The sequence below is a fragment of the Pontibacter rufus genome (genome assembly GCF_015694705.1).
Classification (GTDB): Bacteria; Bacteroidota; Bacteroidia; order Cytophagales; family Hymenobacteraceae; genus Pontibacter; species Pontibacter rufus.
The window spans coordinates 23,079-43,093 of record NZ_JADQDR010000013.1 but is presented as its reverse complement, the minus strand read 5'-3'; the positions used below and the strand labels follow the sequence as shown (position 1 = coordinate 43,093).

Here is a 20,015-nt window from a genome sequence, read left to right as displayed (position 1 = left end):
TGGAGGCTCAAATAATGCACTTAGCTAAGGTATCTGCTTCGTAGCTTTGAGCGGTTAAAATATTATAAATTTTAAATTTACCGTTTACATCAGGCTTCCAGTTCGGCCAGCACCTCTTCGTTCAGCGCCAGGTTATGGTATACTTGCTGCACATCGTCGTCGTCTTCCAGTGCGTCAATAAATTTCAGCAGCTTGCGCACGGCGTCCGGGTCGTCTACAGCAACCGTGGTTTTCGGAATCCGCTGCAGTTCGGCGCTTTCCAGTTCCAGGCCCAGCTCCTCCACTTTTTTCTGCATCGAGCCAAAATCCTCCATGGCGCAGGTTACGGTTACCACATCTTCTTCAAAATCTACCTCTTCGGCGCCGCCGTCTATCATTTCCAGCATAAACGTATCTTCGTCGTAAGTAAAATTCTCGTCTTTCTTTATCACAAAAACGCCTTTCCGGTCGAAGATAAATTCCAGGGAGCCATTGGTGCCGATGCTGCCGCCGTTTTTATTGAAAATGGTGCGCACGTTCTGGAAAGTGCGGTTGATGTTGTCGGTCATGGCTTCCACAAAAATGGCAACGCCGTGGCTGGCATACCCTTCGTAGCTTACTTCGGTGTAATCGTTCCCGCCGCCTTCGCCTTTTTTGATCGCCCGCTCCATGTTGTCTTTTGGCATGTTGGCTGCTTTGCTGGCTTGTATGGCTAGGCGCAGGCGCGGGTTTGCAGCCGGGTCAGGGCCGCCGCCCTCTTTAACCGCTACGGTAATTTCTTTGATGAGCTTGGTGAATATTTTGGAGCGTTTGGCATCTAGGGCTCCTTTTTTACGCTTGATGGTTGACCATTTGCTATGTCCTGACATGGCTGTAAGTATGGTTGTGCTGTTAATAAGATGGTTTTACGCTTGTCCAGATAACAAGCTAAAGTAAAGTATGAATTCCTTAATATAGCATAAAAAAACAGCCCTACCAAAGGCAGGGCTGCTACTTTGTAAAGTATAGCCAGAAAAATATAAGTGCTGCAGGAGCTCCCTAACGGATAAGCATAAAGATGGCATTGATAATGTTGAGCGCCACCAGTAAAAAGAAGTTGGGGGAATTTTGTATGATTTTTTTCATCGTGAATACATAATAAATAGTTTATTTAATCTACAAAGCTTATTTTGATGATTTACGCGCTGACAGCCTAAAAGTTGCTATAACATATTAGTTTTACTATATTTAATATAACAAAACTATACATACTACCTTAATCATGGCTTTCCGCGATCCGGAATCTACGCTACAGGCCTGGTTTTGCACAACAAGGGAGGCCACACAACACCACAGCGAAGGCTGGTACACAGGTTTTTGTAAACAGCTGGCGTGGCAAAGTTGTTTATACGCATAAATCAGCGGGCTACTACCCGGATTTTGCACTTGCCAACTATATTTTTTGTATCTTTACCTAGAATAGGAATGCTTTGCTTCAGTGGCGGAGGTTTCTTTATTGTTAAAACATAACTTAATTGACTTTTGGATTTTCGTTCCTTTAACTTACACGACGACGTACTGACCGGTATTGAATCGATGGGATACCGTACGCCCACTCCTGTGCAAGAGCAGGCCATACCGCTCATACTTGAGAATAAAGATATGATTGCCTGCGCTCAGACCGGCACCGGCAAAACTGCCGCCTACCTGCTTCCGCTTTTAGACCGGATTTCACATGGCAACTACGACCATACCAGCACGCTGGTACTGGTACCTACCCGTGAACTGGCCAAGCAGATTGATGAGCAGGTTGAAGGCTTTGGCTACTATGTGTCGGCCAGTTCTATTGCCATCTATGGCGGCAGCAAAGGCGATGAATGGGATCAGCAGAAACGCGCCCTCACTGGCGGCGCCGACATTATTATTGCCACGCCGGGCCGCCTGATGTCGCACATGGCGCTGGGCTACGTGAAGCTGGACAAGCTGAACTACCTGGTGCTGGATGAGGCTGACAAGATGCTGGACATGGGCTTTATGGATGATATTCTGAAGATTGTGCGCTCGCTGCCAACAAACCGCCAGACGCTGCTTTTCTCGGCTACCATGCCTAAAAAAATCCGCGACCTGGCGCAGCAGATTCTGCAGGACCCGGCCCAGATAAATCTGGCCATCTCTAAGCCGGCCGAAGGCATCGATCAGCGTTTATACCTGGCTTACGACAACCAGAAGCTGCCTTTGCTGGAGCACCTGCTGCAACAGCAGGACGTGCAAAGTATGATTATCTTCACCTCGCGCAAATCTAATGTGAGCCAGATTGTACGCTCGCTCCGCAAAATGGGCTTTGCCGCCGATGGCATCCAGTCGGACCTGACGCAGGAAGAGCGCGAGAAAGCTTTGCAGGGCTTCAAAAACAAGCAATACCAGATTCTGGTGGCCACCGATATCATGTCGCGCGGCATTGATATTGACAGCCTGAGCCATGTGGTGAATTTTGATATGCCGCAGGATGCCGAGGATTATGTGCACCGCGTGGGCCGTACAGCACGTGCCGCCTCTACAGGCGTGGCTATTACTTTTGTGAACGAAAAGGATATGTACCGCGTGCGCAAAGTAGAGCAACTGATAGAGCGCGAGCTGCCGAAATTACCGTTACCGGAAGGCTTTGGCGCAGCACCGACCTACGACCCGACCCGCCGTGATGATGGCCGGGGTGGTGGCCGCGGCGGACGGCAAAGCAGCGGCGGAAGCCGCAGCAGTAATGGCCGCCAGAACAACCGCAGAAGTTCTAACCCGGGCAGTTCCGGCACTCCGCGCAGCGTAGATAACAACCGCCCGATAAAGCCGGCCAACTACAAGCCCCGCCCGGAAGGCGAAAGAGCCCCACGCGCAGAGGGGCAGCCGGCAAATGACAAGCGCAGACGCGACAACCGGAACAGCAACAAGGCAGCAGGCGCAACACCTGAAGCGCAGCAAAACCGGCAAAATCCGCCGCAGGAGTAAAATATCATCTATTATAAACAAGAGGAGCCGCCTTTACATAAAGGCGGCTCCTCTTGTTTAAGCCCATCGCTACAACTCAATATACTATAGAAACCCTGCTGCAGCTTTGTAAAATATGCAGGTACGGCTTAAACACGAGCAGTATATTGTGACGGCATATAAAGTTATTTATACTTTAATTTAAATTTAATTAAACTAAATTTTTAGTTTAAAATGAAAGTTCTTATATTAGCAAGCACATATTTAAAGCGTATGCATCAGTTGCTGATGCACATTACAGGGCATCCCGGCAAAGAAGGCGCTATTTTAAGACAGTAGAGAGAAGTTCGAAGGCGTTTCAGAGCAGCACAGGCTGTCAGAGATCAGGATATTATTCTTAATGTATCAATAGTTTTATACTTCCTAATCTTATTTACATGAAACGAACTTTGTTTGTGGCGCTACTGTGCTGCTTCCTCTCCTCCTTTGCCCTTGCGCAAAGCGGCACCGTTAAGGGCATTGCCATCGATTCGGCCAGTGCCAAACCCCTGAGCTATGTAACCGTTGTGGTGCAGGAACTGGGCAAGGATGACGCTATCAAAAGCACTTTTACACAGGAAAATGGCGCCTTTGAGTTTACAGGCCTGCCAACCGATAAGCAGTACCAGGTGCTGCTGACTTATGTGGGTTATAAAAGCAGGACCGTAAAACTGCCGGCCTTTTCCGCCACCAATCCACTGATAGAACTCGGCAATATTTCCCTTGCGAGCACCGCCAACAAGCTGCAGGAGGTGGAAGTAACTGCCGAGAAATTGCTGGTAACGCAGGATATTGACAAAATCAGCTATAACGTAGACGCCGACCCCGAGAGCAAAACCATGACTGCGCTGGACATGCTGCGCAAAGTGCCGCTACTCACCGTTGATGCTGAAGATAACATAAAGCTGAACGGCAGCGGCAGCTACAAAGTACTGGTCAACGGCAAAAGCTCCTCGCTGTTTGCCAACAGCCCCAAGGATGTGTTTAAAAGCATGCCTGCCAGCTCCATCAAAAGCATCGAGGTAATCACCAACCCGCCATCCAAGTATGAGGCCGAGGGCATTGGCGGCATCATCAACATCGTTACCCACAAGAAAAACACTGACGGCTACAACGGCTCTGTCAATGCCAGCGTCAGCAGTCCCAAGGGCGCTTATGGCAGCGGCTACTTTACGGCAGTGGTAGGCAAATTCGGCTTCTCCGGCTATGGCGGCATCAGCAGTTACACCTCGCCCAGCAACCAAAGTATCCTGTACCGCCGCGATCAGGCAGGGAACATACTGAACCAGGATGGCACCAGCAGCAACAGCGGCCACTTTCAGTACCTGTCCGGTGAGCTTAGTTATGAGCTGGACACGCTCAACCTGTTTACGGCAAACTATAGCATGAACACCAGCAACGGACATAACAACCTGTTACAGAATATCCGCAATACATCTGGTGAGGGGCAACTGCTCGGTGCTTACAGCAGGACGAGCAACGGCACCAACCACTGGGGCAGCCAGGAGTTCGGTGTCAATTATCAGCACACGTTTAAGCGCAACAAAGAGCAACTGCTAACCCTATCATATAAGTATGACGACAGCAACAACGGCAGCTTCTCTGACTTTATTTATAACGAAGACAGGGGCAGAACGGATAATGACGGCGAGGCAAAGGAGCAAACCGTGCAGGCCGACTATGTACATCCTTTTGGCAAGCACATGCTGGAACTGGGTATTAAATCCATCTTCCGGGAAAACACCAGCGATTACTACTATAAGAGCTTCGACGATGAGCAAAACGCTTATATTATCAACCCGGCGCTGAGCAATAGTTTTGCCCATGACCAGGACATCAACGCGGCCTATACTGCCGTAAGCCTGAAGAAAGATAAATGGGGCCTGAAAGTAGGCGCACGCCTGGAAGCCACATCTGTGGATGCCGACTTTAAATCATCGGGCACCGTGGCTAAAAACGATTATACGAATCTGATCCCCAACGTAGCACTCTCGCGCATGCTGAAAGGCATGAGCACTATCCGGCTGTCTTATACCCAGCGTATCGAGCGCCCCAGCCTGTACTACCTGGACCCGTATGTGAACAGAATCGATCCTAAAAATATCAGCTACGGTAACCCGAGCCTGAATGCAGCCACCAGCAACGTGTTTAACCTGTCTTACAACACGTTTGTGAAGGGCACTTCCATCAATGCCAGCCTGTTCCATAACTTTACCAACAGCTCTATCCAACGGTTAACCACCTACAACCCGGCGGATTCGGTGGCCAGCACCACTTATAGCAACATTGGCAAAAACAGTACAACGGGCTTGTCGCTCAACGGCAATACCACACTTTTCAAAAAGCTGAATCTTAACCTGAATGGCGGCATCAACTATGTGGATTTGCACAGCATGCTCTACAACAACAGCGGTATAACTGCCAATGTGTTCGGCTACATCAGCTATAAATTTGAGAAAGGATGGCGCGCCAGCACCAACATTGGCTATTACTCGCCCGACGTGATGCTGCAGGGCTCCTCCGCAGCTTATATGTACAACAGCTTTTCTGTAAACAAGCAGTTCCTGAAAGACGAGAAAGCCAGTATAAGTTTGTCAATCAGCAATCCGTTTCAGCAGAACCGCCGCTGGGTAAACGAGATTGAATACGACGGCTTTTATCAGAAACAGGAATCTTATTACCTTGCCCGCCGCGTTAATCTATCGGCCAGCTACCGCTTTGGCAAGCTGAAGGGCGGCATCAAGAAAAACAAGCGCGGCATTAAGAACGACGACCTGCAAGGTGGCGGCGGCGGTGGAGAGCAGAAATCCGGCGGCAACTAGCAGGTGTGAAACCAAGGTAAGTAGAGGGACAAAAAAGTATGACGAAGGACAAAAGATTTAAAGTATGGAGTTGCCCGTATGTCATTCATTTATACTTGTCTTGAGCTTAGTTTTGGTTGATTACTTATAAACCTGAATTTCACGCATGCCGGAAGCGCTGGTTCCACATCTGTCGCAAGGAAATGGTAGAGACGCAACATTTTGCGTCTCTACTGCTGTTTTATAACAGTACTGGTTATACTTACACTGCTTTTGGCGTTGAATTTTATACTTACCATATGAGAGCTTTACTGCTAATTGACATTCAGAACGATTTTCTGCCCGGCGGTTCGCTGGCTGTACCTGCCGGCGACCAGGTTATACCTGTCCTCAACAACTTACAGCCACATTTAGATCTGGTAGTGGCTACGCAGGACTGGCACCCGCAAAATCATAAAAGCTTTGCCTCCAATCATCCCGGCAAGCAGCCTTTTGAGGTAACAGCGTTGCAGGGCCTGGAGCAAGTGCTCTGGCCCGACCATTGTGTGCAGCATTCTGAAGGAGCAAACTTTGCGGAATCGCTGCACATGAATAAAGTAGAAGCCATCTTTCGGAAAGGTATGAACCCCGAGATAGACTCCTACAGTGGCTTTTATGACAACGGACATCTGAAGTCTACCGGCCTGGCCGATTACCTGCGGGGCAGACAGGTGCAACAGGTATACATAGCCGGTCTGGCCGGAGACTATTGCGTATACTTTTCGGCCAAAGATGCTTTGCTGGAAGGTTTTGATACGTTTCTGATTGAGGATGCCAGTCGCCCGATTTCGCAGGATGGGTTCGAGAAAGCCAAGGCGGATGTTGTAAGTATGGGCGGCCAGGTGGTGCAAAGCAGTAGTATACTTTAAGGTTTAGCTGGTGAATAGCTGCTTGCTGGTCCCGCTGAGTATAAAGCTCACTGAATATGATAATTGTTCAGTTTATACTTCTGAATTGGGTAACTTAAATGGAGTAATTCCTGCTAGCAGGTAGTTAGGCCTGATAAAAGAATTAATTTTGATGGTAAATCTGGAGAATCTTTAAATTCAACTGCAACCTATTCATAATCAAAATGCTCATATAGGTATAAACAGATTAAGTAAACCATGAAAAAGTTATTCCCTTTAATTTTTTTAACAATCCCTGTTCTGTTTTTAAGTTGTAATTCAGAATACGAAGATTCGTTCGACAAGACAATTATCTGTTCCAAACTGACGGATGCACTTATAGCAAATGATGAGGATGATGTAAGTGTAGGAATAAACAATTTACTCAATGCACAAGGCCAATTTAATGGGCAGGAAAAAAGTTTTGAGAAACTTATAGAGCAAGTTGATTCATGCCCCAATTTGCAGGTAACTGACTCTTGCTTTGGTTGTATTGAAACAAATCCTCCTCAATCAGAGATTCGGGTTACTGTTATTCAAAATAACCAAACAGTTAGCAGAGCCATAGACTTACAAAACTTTGAAAATAAGCTTATCTTTTTAAAAATACACGACTAGAAGCATTACCTCGCTTAACCTTGTGCATAAGCCACGCCAATGCCACGCACGCCTCATGCACGAGGCCTTTACAGATGATAAGAAATCATAGAGCTTTTTTATAGTTTATAGTAACTTTTAAGTTACATTTACTGTTGAAAATACAGCAGATGGAGAGAATCAGAGAAATCATCGCCTATAAAAATTACTTTGAAGATTTCCTGAAGCAGCAACCGACAAAGGTGCAGGACAAGATCTTCAAGATTTTGGAAGCGATAGAAACACTTGAGCGAGTGCCTCAAAATTACCTGAAGCACCTGGCAGGCACAGACGGACTTTATGAAGCACGCGTACAACTTGCTTCTAACATTTGGCGGGTGTTTTGTTTTTTCGATGATGGCAGATTAGTCATCTTGCTTAATGGCTTTCAGAAAAAAACACAAAAAACACCAAAGAAAGAGATTGAAAAGGCACTACAATTAATGGCTGAATATTATGAAGGAAAAAAATAAACAACTAGAAGTTAGTTCCTGGGCCGACATCAAGAACAGAGTATACGGCGTTAAGGGAACGGAAAGACGCGATAACCTTGAAAGAGAGTTCGAATCCTTTAAAATTGGACTTGAATTAAAAAAAGCCCGTGAAGCCAGGCACCTGACTCAGCAGGAATTAGGTGAAATCATTGATAAGAAAAGAACTTACATATCCAGAGTCGAGAATGATGGAAGTAATCTTACTCTTAAAACCTTATTTGACATAGTCGAAAAAGGCTTGGGCGGGAAAGTAAAAATCTCCATTGAGCTCTAAAAAGAATTACTACTCCGCAAGCTTACAGCACCTGCCCCAGCCCAAACAGCAGCACAAACAGCAGCGTAGTGAGCGCCATTTGCTTTAAATAAGGGTCTAATTCCCTAGAGGTCTGTTTGCGCCATACATTCATGCCGTTTACAACCACCAGCGGCAGCGCTAGCACAAACAGAAACTGCCACCAGCTGTAAAAGTTAAGCAGCACATACAAAAAGGCGCAACTTACGCCGCCAAGCAGCAGGAACAGGTGATAGAGGCGCGCACGTTTTGGGCCCATGCGCACCGGCAGCGAGCGCTTGCCGGCCAGTATATCAGACTTAATATCGCGGATGTTGTTGACATTGAGCACGGCTGTAGCGAAAAAGCCGCAGACCAGCGCAGGAAGTATAACTACCGGCTCCAGTGCCTGCGCCTGCAAAAAATACGTTCCCAGCACACCTACCAACCCAAAGAAGAGGAACACCGAAATATCGCCCAAGCCGGCATAGCCGTAGGGGTTGTTGCCCGCCGTGTAATTAACGGCTGCCCAAATAGCCACCAGGCCAAGCGCCAGGAAAAGCAGGAACAGCAGCATCCCTTCTGAGCCAAAAGCTACCCACAGCAGCAACAGCCCCGATGCCAGTGACAGCAATGTCAGAACAGCTATTCCTTTTTTCATCTGAGCGGCTGTAATGTAGCCGGCCTGCACCGCCCGCATCGGCCCTTCGCGGTGTGCACTGTCGGCCCCGTGTTTGGAATCACCGTAGTCGTTGGCCAGGTTTGAGAGGATTTGCAGGAACAGCGTGGTGAGCACACAAAGGGCAACGACAGTGCCGTTGAAAACACCGTTAGCGGCAGCCATAAAACCGCCCATACCAATGCACGACAAAGCGAGTGGCAGCGTACGCGGCCTAAAAGCCGAAATCCAGGCCTTTGCCGGACCTGGATTTGCGGTAACTTGTTCTGTGTTGTTCAATTTGGGAAATCGTAAATAATTCTACTTCGATATAGCTGCCAGAATCTCCTCTCCCATCGGGTTTACTTTGGAAGGATAAAAAGCCACAACCCTGCCTTTTTCATCTACCAGGTATTTGCAGAAGTTCCAGCTAGGTTCTTCGTGGTTGGGCGCGTTTTGCTGCAGCCATGCATACAGCGGGGCCTTGTCGTCGCCTTTTACTGATATTTTTTCAAACATCTGAAATTCAACGCCATAGTTCTTCTCGCAGAAGGTAGCAATTTCTTTATTTGAGCCCGGCTCCTGCCCGCCAAAGTTGTTGGCCGGAAAACCAAGTATCACCACGTCGTCGCCATGCTTTTCCTGGAGTTCCTGCAGGTCTTTGTACTGGGGCGTAAAGCCGCATTCAGAGGCCGTGTTCACCAGCAGTACCTTTTTGCCTTTATACTTTGAGAAATCAATTTCTTCGCCGTCCAGCGATGTCATTGTGAAATCATAGAAATCGCTGGACTGTACGTTAGCGTTGGTTGTGTTGTCTGTTGCCATACTTTCGTTATCTGTTGCCATAGTCATCGGAGTAGTTGATGTGGTGCTGTTGGCAGAAGGTTGGTTGCAGGAGACCGCACTGCCCAGCAAGCCTGCGAGCGCCACTATTTTTACGAAGGTAAATGTTTTCGCCATGGTTATTCAGGTATAATTTGAGGTTCAGAATGATAAGCGATGTGTACCCGCTTTTGTTTTGAAATTAGATTATATATTTTGTTTGCTTCCGTTTCGCCAGTTGCCATTGCCTGGTGTTGTCAGCAGGAAGCTATACTTATACTTGCAGATACCCTGGTGCAGGGTATCTGCAAGTATAAATTATTCCGAAAACAGACATCAGAGTCACGTATCGGAAGTATAAAATTACTGTCTTTACTTCCATCGGCTTCTCTACATACGATCCGGCACATTTATACCCAGCAGGCGCATGCTGTGGCGCAGCAGCCGCGCCACCATCGCCGATAAGGCAATACGGAAGCGGCGTGCCTGCTCGTCAGTTTCGTTAAAAATGGATACTTCCTGGTAAAAGCGGTTGTAAGCTTTTGCTAGATCATACGCATAATTTGCAATAACGGAGGGTGCATACAGTTTGCCGGCTTCCGCTATCACCGCCGGATAATTTACCAGCTGCGCAATTACCTCCTGTTCCGTTTCGTGCAGGTTCTTAAAATCATCAAAAGAGGCCGCTTCCACCTGTATTCCCATCTCAGCGGCTTTGCGGAGTATGGCTGAAATACGGGCATGGCTGTACTGCACAAAAGGGCCGGTGTTGCCCCGGAAATCAATAGATTCCTGCGGATTGAAGAGCATCCGCTTTTTCGGGTCCACTTTCAGCAGGAAGTATTTGAGTGCGCCCATCGCCAAAGTATGGTACAGCTCGCGCGCCTGCTCTGGTGTAAAGCCTTCTATTTTGCCCAGTTCCTCAGTTTGCTGGCGTGCCGTGTCCTCCATTTCCAGCACCAGCTCGTCGGCGTCCACTACGGTTCCTTCCCTTGACTTCATTTTGCCCGACGGTAAATCCACCATGCCGTACGACAGGTGGTAAATACCTTCAGCGTAAGGTTTGCCCAGCTTTTTGAGCACCGCCTTCAGCACCTGGAAGTGGTAATTCTGCTCATCAGCCACCACGTACAGCGACTCGTCGTACGGGAAATCGTTATACTTGAGCTGCGCAGTGCCGAGGTCCTGCGTAATGTATACAGAGGTGCCATCGGCGCGCAACAGCAGTTTTTCATCCAGGCCTTCGTCTGTCAGATCTACCCAAACGGAACCATCGTCTTTCCTGAAAAATACTTCTTTCTGCAGGCCTTCCTCTACCAGTTCCTTGCCCAGCATGTAGGTGCCCGACTCGTAGTAAAATTTGTCGAAATCAACGCCGATGTTACGGTATGTTTCATCAAAGCCGGCGTACACCCAGCTGTTCATCTGTTTCCAGAGATTGACTACAGCCGGATCGCCTTCTTCCCACTTTTTCAGCATGTCCTGCGCTTCCAGCATCAGCGGCGCTTTCTTTTTAGCCTCTTCCTTGTCCACACCCTGCGCTGCGAGTTCTTCTATCTGCTCTTTATAGGCTTTGTCGAACTGCACATAATATTTGCCTACCAGGTGGTCGCCTTTCAGGCCGCTGCTCTGGGGTGTTTCGCCGTTGCCGAACTTCTCGTAAGCCAGCATCGATTTACAAATATGAATGCCGCGATCGTTCACCAGATTAGCTTTCAGCACGTTGTGGCCGTTGGCTTTCAGGATCTCGGACACCGAATACCCCAGAAAGTTATTGCGCAGGTGGCCCAGATGCAGTGGCTTATTGGTGTTAGGCGACGAATACTCTACCATCACGTTTCTGCCGCTGGCTTCGGCCTGGCCGTAACCGGGCTGCTGCATCATCTCCCGAAACAGGCGCAGCCATTCAGCTTCCTCCACTTCCAGGTTCAGAAAACCTTTCACCACGTTAAAACCCTTTATTTCGGCAGCATTTTCTTTTAGATATTCGCCCAATGCCTGCCCGATTTGCTCCGGCCCTTTGCCCGCTTGTTTGGTATAAGGAAAAGTAACGAACGTAAAGGAACCCGCAAATTCCTTACGGGTGGGCTGCAGTGCTACCTGATCGGCATCAACAGCAATCTGGAATATGGACTGTAGTGCCTCGCTGATGCGTTGGCTGATGGTCTGTTGAAGTTGCATTAATGTAGAATCTTGCTTTTCGCTTCTCGGTGTAAAATTGCCCCGGTGGCTGCCTCCAGAATATCAAAGGCATTTTCGGCCATCGTGTTTTCGGTATCTAATGTCGGGTTGATTTCGGTCATTTCATAACATACTACGCGTTCGTCCTGCAGCAGGTAATGGCAAAGCGCTTTCGCTTCTTCCACGGTCAGGCCAATTTCTACCGGCGTGCCGGTGCCTTTGGAGAACTTGGAATCGAGGCTGTCCACATCAAACGACACGTAAATCATATCGCAGCCGCGCAGGCGTTCCAGGGCCTCCTCGGCTACCTGCTCCACGCCTTTAGCCGACAGCTCGTTGTAAGTATAGTTTTTGATGCCGAGTTTGTTTATCAGGTAGTCTTCCGGCTCCTCGGTGTCGCGCACCACCATGTATACCAGGTGTTCAGGCTTTAGTTTCGGACCCGGAAAACCCAGCTTCTTGAGCGAGCTCCAGAAAAAGGCTGTTTCCGGCGCCGGATCATTTATCTGCCTATCCAGATTATCGAGGTTGAGGGCCATGGCCAGCGGCATGCCGTGTACGTTGCCCGACGGTGAAGTATAAGGCGAGTGAATATCGGCGTGGGCATCAATCCAGATCACGCCCAGCGTTTTATCCGGATAGGCGGCTTTGATGCCGGCAATGGTGCCATGCGCGTTGGAATGATCGCCGGAGAGCACCAGCGGGAACATATCCATGTGAATAGTTTGTTCCACAGTGTTGCTGATGTTTTTCTGCACGGTCAGGATGCTGTCGATGCGGTGCGCATTCGGGAACACGTCTTTGTCGAATAAAGTATAGTTGAGGTCGGGTACGCTGACAGAGTTAAAGCGCCTGAAATAATCAGAGCCTTTGTCCCAGCAAGCTACCCGCAGCGCGTCGATGCCCATGCTGGCGCCACGCGTGCCGGCGCCCAGCTCAGACCGCACTTCTATCAGTTTCACTTTTTTCATAGTTTTCGAACAAAGTTTTGCAAAGATGGTAAAATACAAACAATATTGCATGTTTTCTTAATTCCTAACCCAGATAATCCCGCAACCATAAATGGATAAATACACGGACCTCATCCACCAGACATTTGATTTTCCGACAGAAGAGTTTACAGTAGAAAATAACGAGCTGCAGTTTAATGGTATTCCGCTAATGGACATTATCCGGGAATACGGCACCCCGCTGAAGCTCACCTACCTGCCTAAAATCAGTTCGCAGATTCAGCGGGCCAAACAGTTTTTTAAGCAGGGCATGGAAAACCTGGACTACAAGGGCACTTATACTTACTGCTACTGCACCAAGTCCAGCCAGTTTTCTTTTGTGCTGGAGGAAGCGCTTAAAAACGACATTCATATCGAAACCTCTTCTTCTTACGACATTCCGATTATCCGGGCATTGCATAAAAGGGGGAAACTGACAAAGGATACCTATATCATCTGTAACGGTTTTAAGCGCGAACTATACCGCCAATGGATTTCGGAACTAATTAACGATGGTTTCCGGAACTGCATGCCTATATTGGATCACCTGGGCGAGATTGACTACTACAAGGAGCACGTAACCGAAAAAACCAAGGTCGGCATCCGGGTTGCCTCCGATGAAGAGCCTAAATTCGAGTTCTATACGTCGCGCCTTGGTGTGCGATACGGCGATGTGATAGAGCTATACGAAAAACAGATAAAGGATGATCCGAAGTTTGAGCTTAAAATGCTGCACTACTTCATCAACTCCGGTATAAAAGATACTTCCTACTATTGGTCGGAGTTGAGCCGGTTTGTGCACAAGTATGCCGAACTGAAGAAGGTTTGCCCCGAACTGGATTCGATTGATATTGGCGGCGGTTTCCCGATTAAAACGTCTATCCAGGCAGATTACGATTACCAGTATATGACGCAGGAAATTCTGCGCACCATCAAGCGCATCTGCAATGAAGAAGGCGTGCCGGAGCCAAACATTTTTACCGAGTTCGGCATTTTTACCGTTGGCGAGAGCGGCGCGACTATTTACTCTATACTGGACGAAAAGCTGCAGAATGACAAAGAGCTGTGGTACATGATCGATGGCTCTTTTATTACAAACCTGCCGGATGCCTGGGCGCTAAACCAACGCTGGCCCCTGCTGGCAGTAAATCACTGGAACAAGGAATACCGCAAGGTACAGATTGGCGGCATGACGTGCGACAGCCAGGATTACTATAACTCGGAGATGCACTCGTTTCAGGTGTTTTTGCCGAAGTACCCGAAAAAAGAGCCACTATACATTGGCTTTTTCCACACGGGCGCTTACCAGGAATCGCTGAGCGGGTATGGCGGCATCAAGCACTGCCTGATCCCGGCCCCGAAACACATTCTGGTAGACAGAGCGGCAGACGGACAGCTAAAAACATGGCAGTTTGCGCCGGAGCAATCCAGTGAGTCGATGATGCGGATACTGGGGTACGAAACGCAGCCAGGCGAGCGTTAAGATTTTAAGCCGTTTGTTTTTGCTTTTCAAGTAATTAGCGTATTTTTGATACCTAATTCCCCTAACTGTTTACCATCATGAAGAAAGTATTTTTTTTAGGAGTTGTTTGCCTGGCTTTAGGAATGGCCTCCTGCAAAACATATTGCCCGGCTTACAGCTACGCCAAGCCTGACAAACAGACGAAAACAACTGTTTCGGCTGCTGTTGCAACAGATAAAACAGCGGATCGCGCGAACAGCTAAGTATAATAAACAGGCGAAAGTTTTTCGTTGGGATTGGGTAAGAGTTCCCCTGCGCCTCCATGTTTAAGGCTAACCTTATAGGAAAAAAGAAGCCTTAGATTGAATACAAGTACTTTTGATGCTGGTGCGAGCTTGCAATTTGTACCTCGTACTTCTGAAGCCCGCGGACAGCGGTAAACGGCTTTAAGATCAGCTTGTAAGGAAGTATCCAAAAGCAGTAAAGGCATACGGTTCAGTAAGCTAAAGAGCAGGCAACCTGGTACGAGCTGCAAGCTCGCACCAGCCATAACACGCTTTTGTTTCTCCCTGCAAGATGAGCTTCAGCAAGAGAGATTTCTGAATGACTATTATAAAAACCGGCTCAGGCCGGTTTTTTTGTGTCTGCCAGTATAAGTTGCGCTGCTTCCCATAAGTCTTCCGCTTCCAGGGTATGCGCGTCAGCTGGCCGGTGGCGGCCGCCTACCATAATGGTACGCACACCGGCTTTCAGGCCCGCTGCTATATCGCGCGGCACGTCGCCTACCATCCACGACTGGTCAGGGTCGATGTTATACTTGGCAATGGCTTTCTCCAGCATCAGGCTGTCAGGCTTACGCGAGAGCGAGGCGGAAATAGTCTGATGGCCGGGCGCGAAATAAAAATCGTCTATCAGGTGGTTACAGGTGTCCTGCAGTTTGCGGTGGCAGGCTTCCATATCCTCGCGCTGGAATATGCCTTTGGCAATGCCGCTCTGGTTCGTAATCACTATCAGCAAAAAGCCTTGCTGTTTCAGCAGCGCCAGCGCTTCGGGCACGCGGGGCAGCACTTCAAAATGATCTAATCTGTAGGCATAGTCGCCAAGTTCGCGGTTCAGCACCCCGTCGCGATCCAGGAAAACACACTTTTGCTTTTGCATCGGGTTTTATTGGTTGAGGCGCTAAGGTATAAATTTATACGTTGGAACAATATAAACTCCAGTGGCAGGAGCACAAACAGGCTGTACAATTTTAAATGATTGAAGCTAATAATTAGCTGTATAATCAAGAAGAAGGAAAGTATACAGCTAATGCAACCACCAGACAACAATCAACGCACAACCACCAACGCCAAACGAAAATTAATTTGAAGCTAGATCATGCCTGCAATAGCTGATTGCCTATATTTGAGACATGAAAGACGCGCTGGTCATCATCCCGACCTATAACGAGCGGGAAAACATAGAGGCTATAATACGCAAGGTGATGGCGCTGGCGCACCCGTTCGAGATACTTATCGTGGATGATGGCTCCCCGGATGGTACCGCTGATATGGTGCGTGCCCTGCAACCGGAATTTCCGGGACGGCTGCACCTGGAAACACGCGCCGGCAAGCTGGGCCTGGGCACGGCCTATATCCACGGCTTTAAGTATGCGCTGCGTCACGTCTACGAATACATCTTCGAGATGGACGCCGACTTCTCGCACAACCCAGACGACCTGATCCGCCTTTACCAGGCCTGCGCCGTGGAAGGGTACGACATGGCCATTGGCAGCCGCTACATTCAGGGTGTAAACGTGGTAAACTGGCCGATGAGCCGCGTGCTGATGTCGTACTTCGCCAGCGCTTATGTAAAGCTGATTACGGGCATGCCCATCGAGGACACCACCGCGGGTTTTAAATGCTACCGCCGCAAAGTGCTCCAGACCATCCAGCTCAACAAAATAGATTTTGTGGGTTACGCCTTTCAGATCGAAATGAAGTTTCTGGCTTACAAGTATGGCTTCCGGATAAAAGAAGTGCCGATTATCTTTACAGACAGAACCAGGGGCGAATCCAAGATGTCGTCGGGCATTTTTAAGGAAGCGGTGCTGGGCGTGCTCAGGATGAAAGTAAGCAGCTTTTTCCGCCATTTCGACCGCTACTAAGCACCTGCTTTCAGTATAAAGAGCAACTTATACTTTCTATTTGTCCTGATCAGCACTAATTTTACGTTCTACCCACGTATACACCAAGCTTTGCACCAAGCATCTTCCGAATGAACGACGACAATAATATCATCTTCTGGATTGCTTTTAATCTATTCGTACTCCTGCTGCTGTGGCTGGATTTGTTTGTACTCCACCGCAACAAGCACGAGGTAAAAATAAAAGAGGCCCTGCTTACCAGTCTTTTCTGGATTGTGCTCTCTCTGGGTTTTAACGTGCTGATTTACTACTGGGAAGGAAAAGATGCTGCCCTGGAGTTCCTGACGGCTTACCTGATCGAAAAATCGCTGAGCGTTGATAACCTGTTTGTCTTTATCCTGATTTTCAACTTCTTTAAAGTACCGCAAAAATACCAGCACGAGGTGCTGTTCTGGGGCGTTATCGGGGCGCTGGTGCTGCGCGGCCTGTTCATCCTGGTAGGTGTGGCGCTGATTGCCAAGTTCCAGTTTATCATCTATATCCTGGGCGCTTTTCTAATTTATACGGGTATAAAAATGGCCTTTTCGCAAGGCCAGGAGGTGGATCCGGAAAGCAACCCCTTGGTAAACTGGGCCAGCAAACACCTGCGGATGACCAAAAAACCGGCCGGCGGCAAGTTCTTTGTCAGAGAAAACGGCAAGTTGTTAGCTACGCCGCTGTTTCTGGTGCTGCTGATGGTAGAGAGCACTGATGTTGTTTTTGCGGCCGACTCCATCCCGGCTATCCTGGCCATCTCCAAAGATCCTTTTATCGTTTACACGTCCAACGTGTTTGCGTTGCTGGGGCTGCGGGCGCTATACTTTGCCCTGGCGGGTATTATGCAGCTGTTTCATTATCTGCACTACGGCCTTTCGCTTATACTTGTATTCATCGGCGTCAAGCTGCTCATCAGCGAGTTTTACCATATTGATATGCGGTTTGCGCTGCTTGCCGTAGGCGGTATACTTGCTCTTTCTGTTGTTGCTTCGCTGCTGTTCCCTAAAAAAGAAGAGGATCGTCCGAAGCCGCCGCATGCGGAAGAAGATCAATAAGACGTGAAATGTGTAAATTTTTCCTCAAAAATTTGTTTATCTGAAAAATTTTAGTTTTAATTGCTGAATAATTAAGAAGAAATGATTTTCACCTGCGCTATTATGTTTGCCAAAAATCTAAAGGTCCTCTCACGGGGCTCCGGTGGTAAACTATTGCGCTAAATATAAAAGCATATAAGATACCAAAGAAGCCCCGCCCATGTGCGGGGCTTCTTTGTTTTAAGGCATTTACAATTCTGATATAACAACCATGTACACATCACCTATCCTAAAGCTTGGCAAGCGCGATGGATTGCTTGCCAGAACCACGCATCCTGTTGTGATAGCGGGGCCGTGCAGCGCCGAAAGTGAGGAGCAAATGCTCCAGACAGCCCGCGGTCTGAAAAAGCTGCAGGGTGTTTCTATTTTCAGGGCCGGCATCTGGAAGCCGCGTACCCGCCCGGGTAGCTTCCAGGGTATGGGCACAGCGGCCCTGGATTGGCTCAAAACAGTAAAGCAGGAAACAGGGCTGCGCACCGCCTGCGAAGTAGCGGGCACCAGCCATGTGGCCGAAGCGCTGAAACACGGGGTTGATGTCCTGATTATTGGTGCTCATACTACGGTTAACCCCTTTCTGGTGCAGGAAATTGCTGATGCATTAAAAGGCGTGGATATACCCGTGCTGGTGAAGAACCCCGTAAACCCGGATTTATTGCTCTGGCTCGGCGCTCTGGAGCGCCTGCAGCAGTGTGGCATTTCGGATTTGGGCGCCATGCACCGCGGCTTTTCTACGCTCGACAATGCTCCTTACCGCAACCATCCGAAGTGGGACCACGTGGTGGAATTAAAAAACACACATCCTGATTTGCCCGTTTACTGCGATGCCAGCCATATTGCCGGCCGCAGAAGCCTGTTGCGCCCGGTAAGCCAGCGGGCAATTGACCTGGGCTACGATGGATTGATGCTGGAAGCACATCATAACCCCGCCACGGCGCTGAGCGATGCCGGCCAGCAACTTATGCCCCAGGAACTGGATATGTTGCTGCAGTCGCTGAACTATAAAAGTATAGATCCTGAAGCAGCCAGGCTGGGTGTAGAAATGGAGGAACTACGCAAGCAGATAGAGCACCTTGACGATGAGTTACTGGATCTGCTTTCACGCCGCAGCAAAGTGTCGGCCAGGATGGGGAACATACCCAGACACAGCATAACAGAAGCGCCGCAGGTAGTACACTGGGATTTGGTGCTGGACAGCCTGCTGCTGCAGGCCAGCAATGCAGGAGTTAACAAAGACTTTGTGCAGACTGTTTTCCAGGAAGTACGCAAGCACTATGCCCAGACCTATCTGTATCAGGCATAGGGACAGGATATGGTATTAAGAGTATGTTTAAAATTCGCTCATTGCGCTGCAAAAACGAAAATTAAACATACTCTTAAATTATTTTTTTATAAAATATTTTGGATATCTCGGATCGCTTTCCTAAGTTTGGAGCTCATAACAACAAAATGACACTTTTCAACGCATATTACTTTAGCTTTTACTTTTTTGGTACCCACCAGGGGCTCCAGAAGTAAGGCTATTGCGTTCTGATAACGATAAAAAGCTTTCACTTACAAGCCCCGCCCCAAGCGGGGCTTTTTGTTTACATATGGCAACAAAAATCAACATAGCGATTCAGGGCGGTCCGGCCTCTTTCCACGACATGGCTGCGCGGCAGCTTTTCGCAGCCCACAACGCGGCGGATATCCTGCCTTGCGCCACTTTTCAGCAACTATGCGATGCCCTGCAGTCGGGACAGGCTGATTTTGCTGTAATGGCGATAGAGAACGCAGTAGCAGGCAGTATACACACCAACTACACCTTGTTGCAGCAGCATGATTTCAGCATTTTAGAAGAGCTCTGGCTACCGGTAGATCAGAACCTGATGGCGCTGCCGGGCCAGCGGCTCCAGGATATTACCATGGTATGTTCGCATCCGGTGGCCCTGCTGCAGTGCGTCACCTTTTTGCAGCAGTATCCGCACATGCAACTGCAGCAAATGACGGACACCGCCGACAGCGCGCGCCTGATAAAGGAAAAGCAACAATACGGCGTGGCAGCCATTGCAAGCCATATGGCCGCCCAACTCTACGGTATGGAAATACTCCGGGAAAACATCGCAGACCAGAAAGGCAATTACACGCGCTTTTTGTTGCTCTCGCGGCACAAACCCGCCGACGATGAAATAGCCGAAGCGAACAAAGCCACGCTTCTCCTGGATCTGCCGCTTGCGGATATTACTTTGAAAGCTGTAAAGGATAAACTGCACATGCACGACATGCATATTTCACTGGTAGAACCTTTCCCTCCTGCTCCCTTATCCGTCGGTGGTGCGCATGTAGCCATTGATGTGGAAGGAGCAGGCTCCCAGGAACTTTTAGATGCAATCGACGAACTGCGGCCTTTGGTGCGGCAGCTTCAGGTGCTTGGTCTGTACCGGCGCGCCAGGAACCCGCTGCAGCCTGCGCCTAAACAGCATGCCCTGGCTGATGTGAAAAAATAATAGCTGGAACTATGAATAAATTATATCTCTTTGATGTTGCATCAACAGGTATAAGACATTT

Annotated in this window: 18 protein-coding genes; 12 read left to right on the top strand and 6 right to left on the bottom strand. The window is 48.7% G+C overall.

Translation table 11 applies throughout. From position 1 onward, the window contains the following. Positions 1-89: 89 nt before the first annotated feature. A complete protein-coding gene (locus tag I2I11_RS18775) occupies positions 90-848 on the bottom strand; it encodes a YebC/PmpR family DNA-binding transcriptional regulator (protein ID WP_196269289.1) in 759 nt (252 codons plus the stop codon). 706 nt (positions 849-1,554) lie between these two features. On the opposite strand from I2I11_RS18775, the gene I2I11_RS18770 reads away from it, so the two are divergent. The 6 genes from I2I11_RS18770 (at position 1,555) to I2I11_RS18745 (ending at position 8,107) form a co-directional block, all read left to right on the top strand. After that, a complete protein-coding gene (locus I2I11_RS18770) occupies positions 1,555-2,958 on the top strand; it encodes a DEAD/DEAH box helicase (protein ID WP_196269376.1) in 1,404 nt (467 codons plus the stop codon). Between the two features lie 416 nt (positions 2,959-3,374). Further along, positions 3,375-5,798 carry a TonB-dependent receptor gene (locus I2I11_RS18765; protein ID WP_196269288.1) on the top strand — a complete coding sequence of 808 codons (2,424 nt, stop codon included), beginning with the start codon at positions 3,375-3,377 and terminating at the stop codon, positions 5,796-5,798. Between the two features lie 278 nt (positions 5,799-6,076). Further along, the gene (pncA, locus tag I2I11_RS18760) at positions 6,077-6,685 is read left to right on the top strand and encodes a bifunctional nicotinamidase/pyrazinamidase (RefSeq protein ID WP_196269287.1); all 609 of its coding nucleotides are present in this window, start codon (positions 6,077-6,079) and stop codon (positions 6,683-6,685) included. Positions 6,686-6,922: 237 nt separating this feature from the next. Then, on the top strand, positions 6,923-7,321 hold the full coding sequence (locus I2I11_RS18755) for a hypothetical protein (protein WP_196269286.1): 399 nt from the start codon (positions 6,923-6,925) through the stop codon (positions 7,319-7,321). 149 nt (positions 7,322-7,470) lie between these two features. After that, entirely contained in the window at positions 7,471-7,812 is a 342-nt protein-coding gene (locus I2I11_RS18750) for a type II toxin-antitoxin system RelE/ParE family toxin (RefSeq protein ID WP_196269285.1), read from the top strand. Next, the gene (locus I2I11_RS18745; RefSeq protein ID WP_196269284.1) at positions 7,796-8,107 is read left to right on the top strand and encodes a helix-turn-helix domain-containing protein; all 312 of its coding nucleotides are present in this window, start codon (positions 7,796-7,798) and stop codon (positions 8,105-8,107) included. Before I2I11_RS18750 ends, I2I11_RS18745 begins: the two co-directional genes overlap by 17 nt. A gap of 22 nt (positions 8,108-8,129) precedes the next feature. Here I2I11_RS18745 and I2I11_RS18740 read toward each other — a convergent pair whose 3' ends face one another. The 4 genes from I2I11_RS18740 to rocF form a co-directional block, all read right to left on the bottom strand. Further along, positions 8,130-9,062 (bottom strand): 1,4-dihydroxy-2-naphthoate polyprenyltransferase, encoded by a 933-nt coding sequence (locus tag I2I11_RS18740; protein WP_196269283.1) that lies wholly within the window; start codon positions 9,060-9,062, stop codon positions 8,130-8,132. A 21-nt stretch (positions 9,063-9,083) separates the two neighbouring features. Beyond that, the gene (locus I2I11_RS18735; protein WP_230680417.1) at positions 9,084-9,722 is read right to left on the bottom strand and encodes a glutathione peroxidase; all 639 of its coding nucleotides are present in this window, start codon (positions 9,720-9,722) and stop codon (positions 9,084-9,086) included. 252 nt (positions 9,723-9,974) lie between these two features. Beyond that, the gene (gene argS / locus I2I11_RS18730; protein ID WP_196269282.1) at positions 9,975-11,765 is read right to left on the bottom strand and encodes an arginine--tRNA ligase; all 1,791 of its coding nucleotides are present in this window, start codon (positions 11,763-11,765) and stop codon (positions 9,975-9,977) included. Continuing rightward, a complete protein-coding gene (gene rocF / locus I2I11_RS18725; RefSeq protein ID WP_196269281.1) occupies positions 11,765-12,736 on the bottom strand; it encodes an arginase in 972 nt (323 codons plus the stop codon). The genes argS and rocF overlap by 1 nt, the downstream gene beginning before the upstream one ends. Before the next feature lie 91 nt (positions 12,737-12,827). On the opposite strand from rocF, the gene I2I11_RS18720 reads away from it, so the two are divergent. Together I2I11_RS18720 and I2I11_RS18715 are read left to right on the top strand one after the other, a co-directional pair. Beyond that, complete coding sequence (locus tag I2I11_RS18720) at positions 12,828-14,237, top strand: type III PLP-dependent enzyme domain-containing protein (RefSeq protein ID WP_196269280.1); 1,410 nt, start codon at positions 12,828-12,830, stop codon at positions 14,235-14,237. A 77-nt stretch (positions 14,238-14,314) separates the two neighbouring features. After that, positions 14,315-14,479, top strand: coding sequence for a hypothetical protein (locus I2I11_RS18715; RefSeq protein WP_196269279.1), 165 nt, complete (start codon positions 14,315-14,317; stop codon positions 14,477-14,479). Between the two features lie 361 nt (positions 14,480-14,840). Here I2I11_RS18715 and I2I11_RS18710 read toward each other — a convergent pair whose 3' ends face one another. Further along, a complete protein-coding gene (locus I2I11_RS18710) occupies positions 14,841-15,374 on the bottom strand; it encodes a D-glycero-alpha-D-manno-heptose-1,7-bisphosphate 7-phosphatase (protein ID WP_196269278.1) in 534 nt (177 codons plus the stop codon). Positions 15,375-15,627: 253 nt separating this feature from the next. Here I2I11_RS18710 and I2I11_RS18705 point away from each other — a divergent pair, with 253 nt between their 5' ends. The 4 genes from I2I11_RS18705 (at position 15,628) to I2I11_RS18690 (ending at position 19,954) form a co-directional block, all read left to right on the top strand. Beyond that, the gene (locus I2I11_RS18705; RefSeq protein ID WP_196269277.1) at positions 15,628-16,362 is read left to right on the top strand and encodes a polyprenol monophosphomannose synthase; all 735 of its coding nucleotides are present in this window, start codon (positions 15,628-15,630) and stop codon (positions 16,360-16,362) included. Positions 16,363-16,472: 110 nt separating this feature from the next. Continuing rightward, positions 16,473-17,432 carry a TerC family protein gene (locus I2I11_RS18700; protein WP_196269276.1) on the top strand — a complete coding sequence of 320 codons (960 nt, stop codon included), beginning with the start codon at positions 16,473-16,475 and terminating at the stop codon, positions 17,430-17,432. Positions 17,433-17,682: 250 nt separating this feature from the next. Continuing rightward, on the top strand, positions 17,683-18,771 hold the full coding sequence (locus I2I11_RS18695) for a chorismate mutase (RefSeq protein WP_196269275.1): 1,089 nt from the start codon (positions 17,683-17,685) through the stop codon (positions 18,769-18,771). Between the two features lie 289 nt (positions 18,772-19,060). Beyond that, a complete protein-coding gene (locus tag I2I11_RS18690) occupies positions 19,061-19,954 on the top strand; it encodes a prephenate dehydratase (protein WP_196269274.1) in 894 nt (297 codons plus the stop codon). Positions 19,955-20,015: the final 61 nt, after the last annotated feature.

What these genes read in the sequence shown, in the direction of transcription:
- I2I11_RS18700 (WP_196269276.1), top strand. Translation starts at nt 16,473, where the DNA reads ATGAACGACGACAATAATATCATCTTCTGGATTGCTTTTAATCTATTC.
- I2I11_RS18720 (WP_196269280.1), top strand. Translation starts at nt 12,828, where the DNA reads ATGGATAAATACACGGACCTCATCCACCAGACATTTGATTTTCCGACA.
- I2I11_RS18745 (WP_196269284.1), top strand. Translation starts at nt 7,796, where the DNA reads ATGAAGGAAAAAAATAAACAACTAGAAGTTAGTTCCTGGGCCGACATC.
- I2I11_RS18750 (WP_196269285.1), top strand. Translation starts at nt 7,471, where the DNA reads ATGGAGAGAATCAGAGAAATCATCGCCTATAAAAATTACTTTGAAGAT.
- I2I11_RS18715 (WP_196269279.1), top strand. Translation starts at nt 14,315, where the DNA reads ATGAAGAAAGTATTTTTTTTAGGAGTTGTTTGCCTGGCTTTAGGAATG.
- rocF (WP_196269281.1), bottom strand. Translation starts at nt 12,736, where the DNA reads ATGAAAAAAGTGAAACTGATAGAAGTGCGGTCTGAGCTGGGCGCCGGC.
- I2I11_RS18770 (WP_196269376.1), top strand. Translation starts at nt 1,555, where the DNA reads ATGGGATACCGTACGCCCACTCCTGTGCAAGAGCAGGCCATACCGCTC.
- I2I11_RS18710 (WP_196269278.1), bottom strand. Translation starts at nt 15,374, where the DNA reads ATGCAAAAGCAAAAGTGTGTTTTCCTGGATCGCGACGGGGTGCTGAAC.
- argS (WP_196269282.1), bottom strand. Translation starts at nt 11,765, where the DNA reads ATGCAACTTCAACAGACCATCAGCCAACGCATCAGCGAGGCACTACAG.
- I2I11_RS18735 (WP_230680417.1), bottom strand. Translation starts at nt 9,722, where the DNA reads ATGGCGAAAACATTTACCTTCGTAAAAATAGTGGCGCTCGCAGGCTTG.
- I2I11_RS18755 (WP_196269286.1), top strand. Translation starts at nt 6,923, where the DNA reads ATGAAAAAGTTATTCCCTTTAATTTTTTTAACAATCCCTGTTCTGTTT.
- I2I11_RS18690 (WP_196269274.1), top strand. Translation starts at nt 19,061, where the DNA reads ATGGCAACAAAAATCAACATAGCGATTCAGGGCGGTCCGGCCTCTTTC.
- I2I11_RS18695 (WP_196269275.1), top strand. Translation starts at nt 17,683, where the DNA reads ATGTACACATCACCTATCCTAAAGCTTGGCAAGCGCGATGGATTGCTT.
- I2I11_RS18705 (WP_196269277.1), top strand. Translation starts at nt 15,628, where the DNA reads ATGAAAGACGCGCTGGTCATCATCCCGACCTATAACGAGCGGGAAAAC.
- I2I11_RS18765 (WP_196269288.1), top strand. Translation starts at nt 3,375, where the DNA reads ATGAAACGAACTTTGTTTGTGGCGCTACTGTGCTGCTTCCTCTCCTCC.
- pncA (WP_196269287.1), top strand. Translation starts at nt 6,077, where the DNA reads ATGAGAGCTTTACTGCTAATTGACATTCAGAACGATTTTCTGCCCGGC.
- I2I11_RS18775 (WP_196269289.1), bottom strand. Translation starts at nt 848, where the DNA reads ATGTCAGGACATAGCAAATGGTCAACCATCAAGCGTAAAAAAGGAGCC.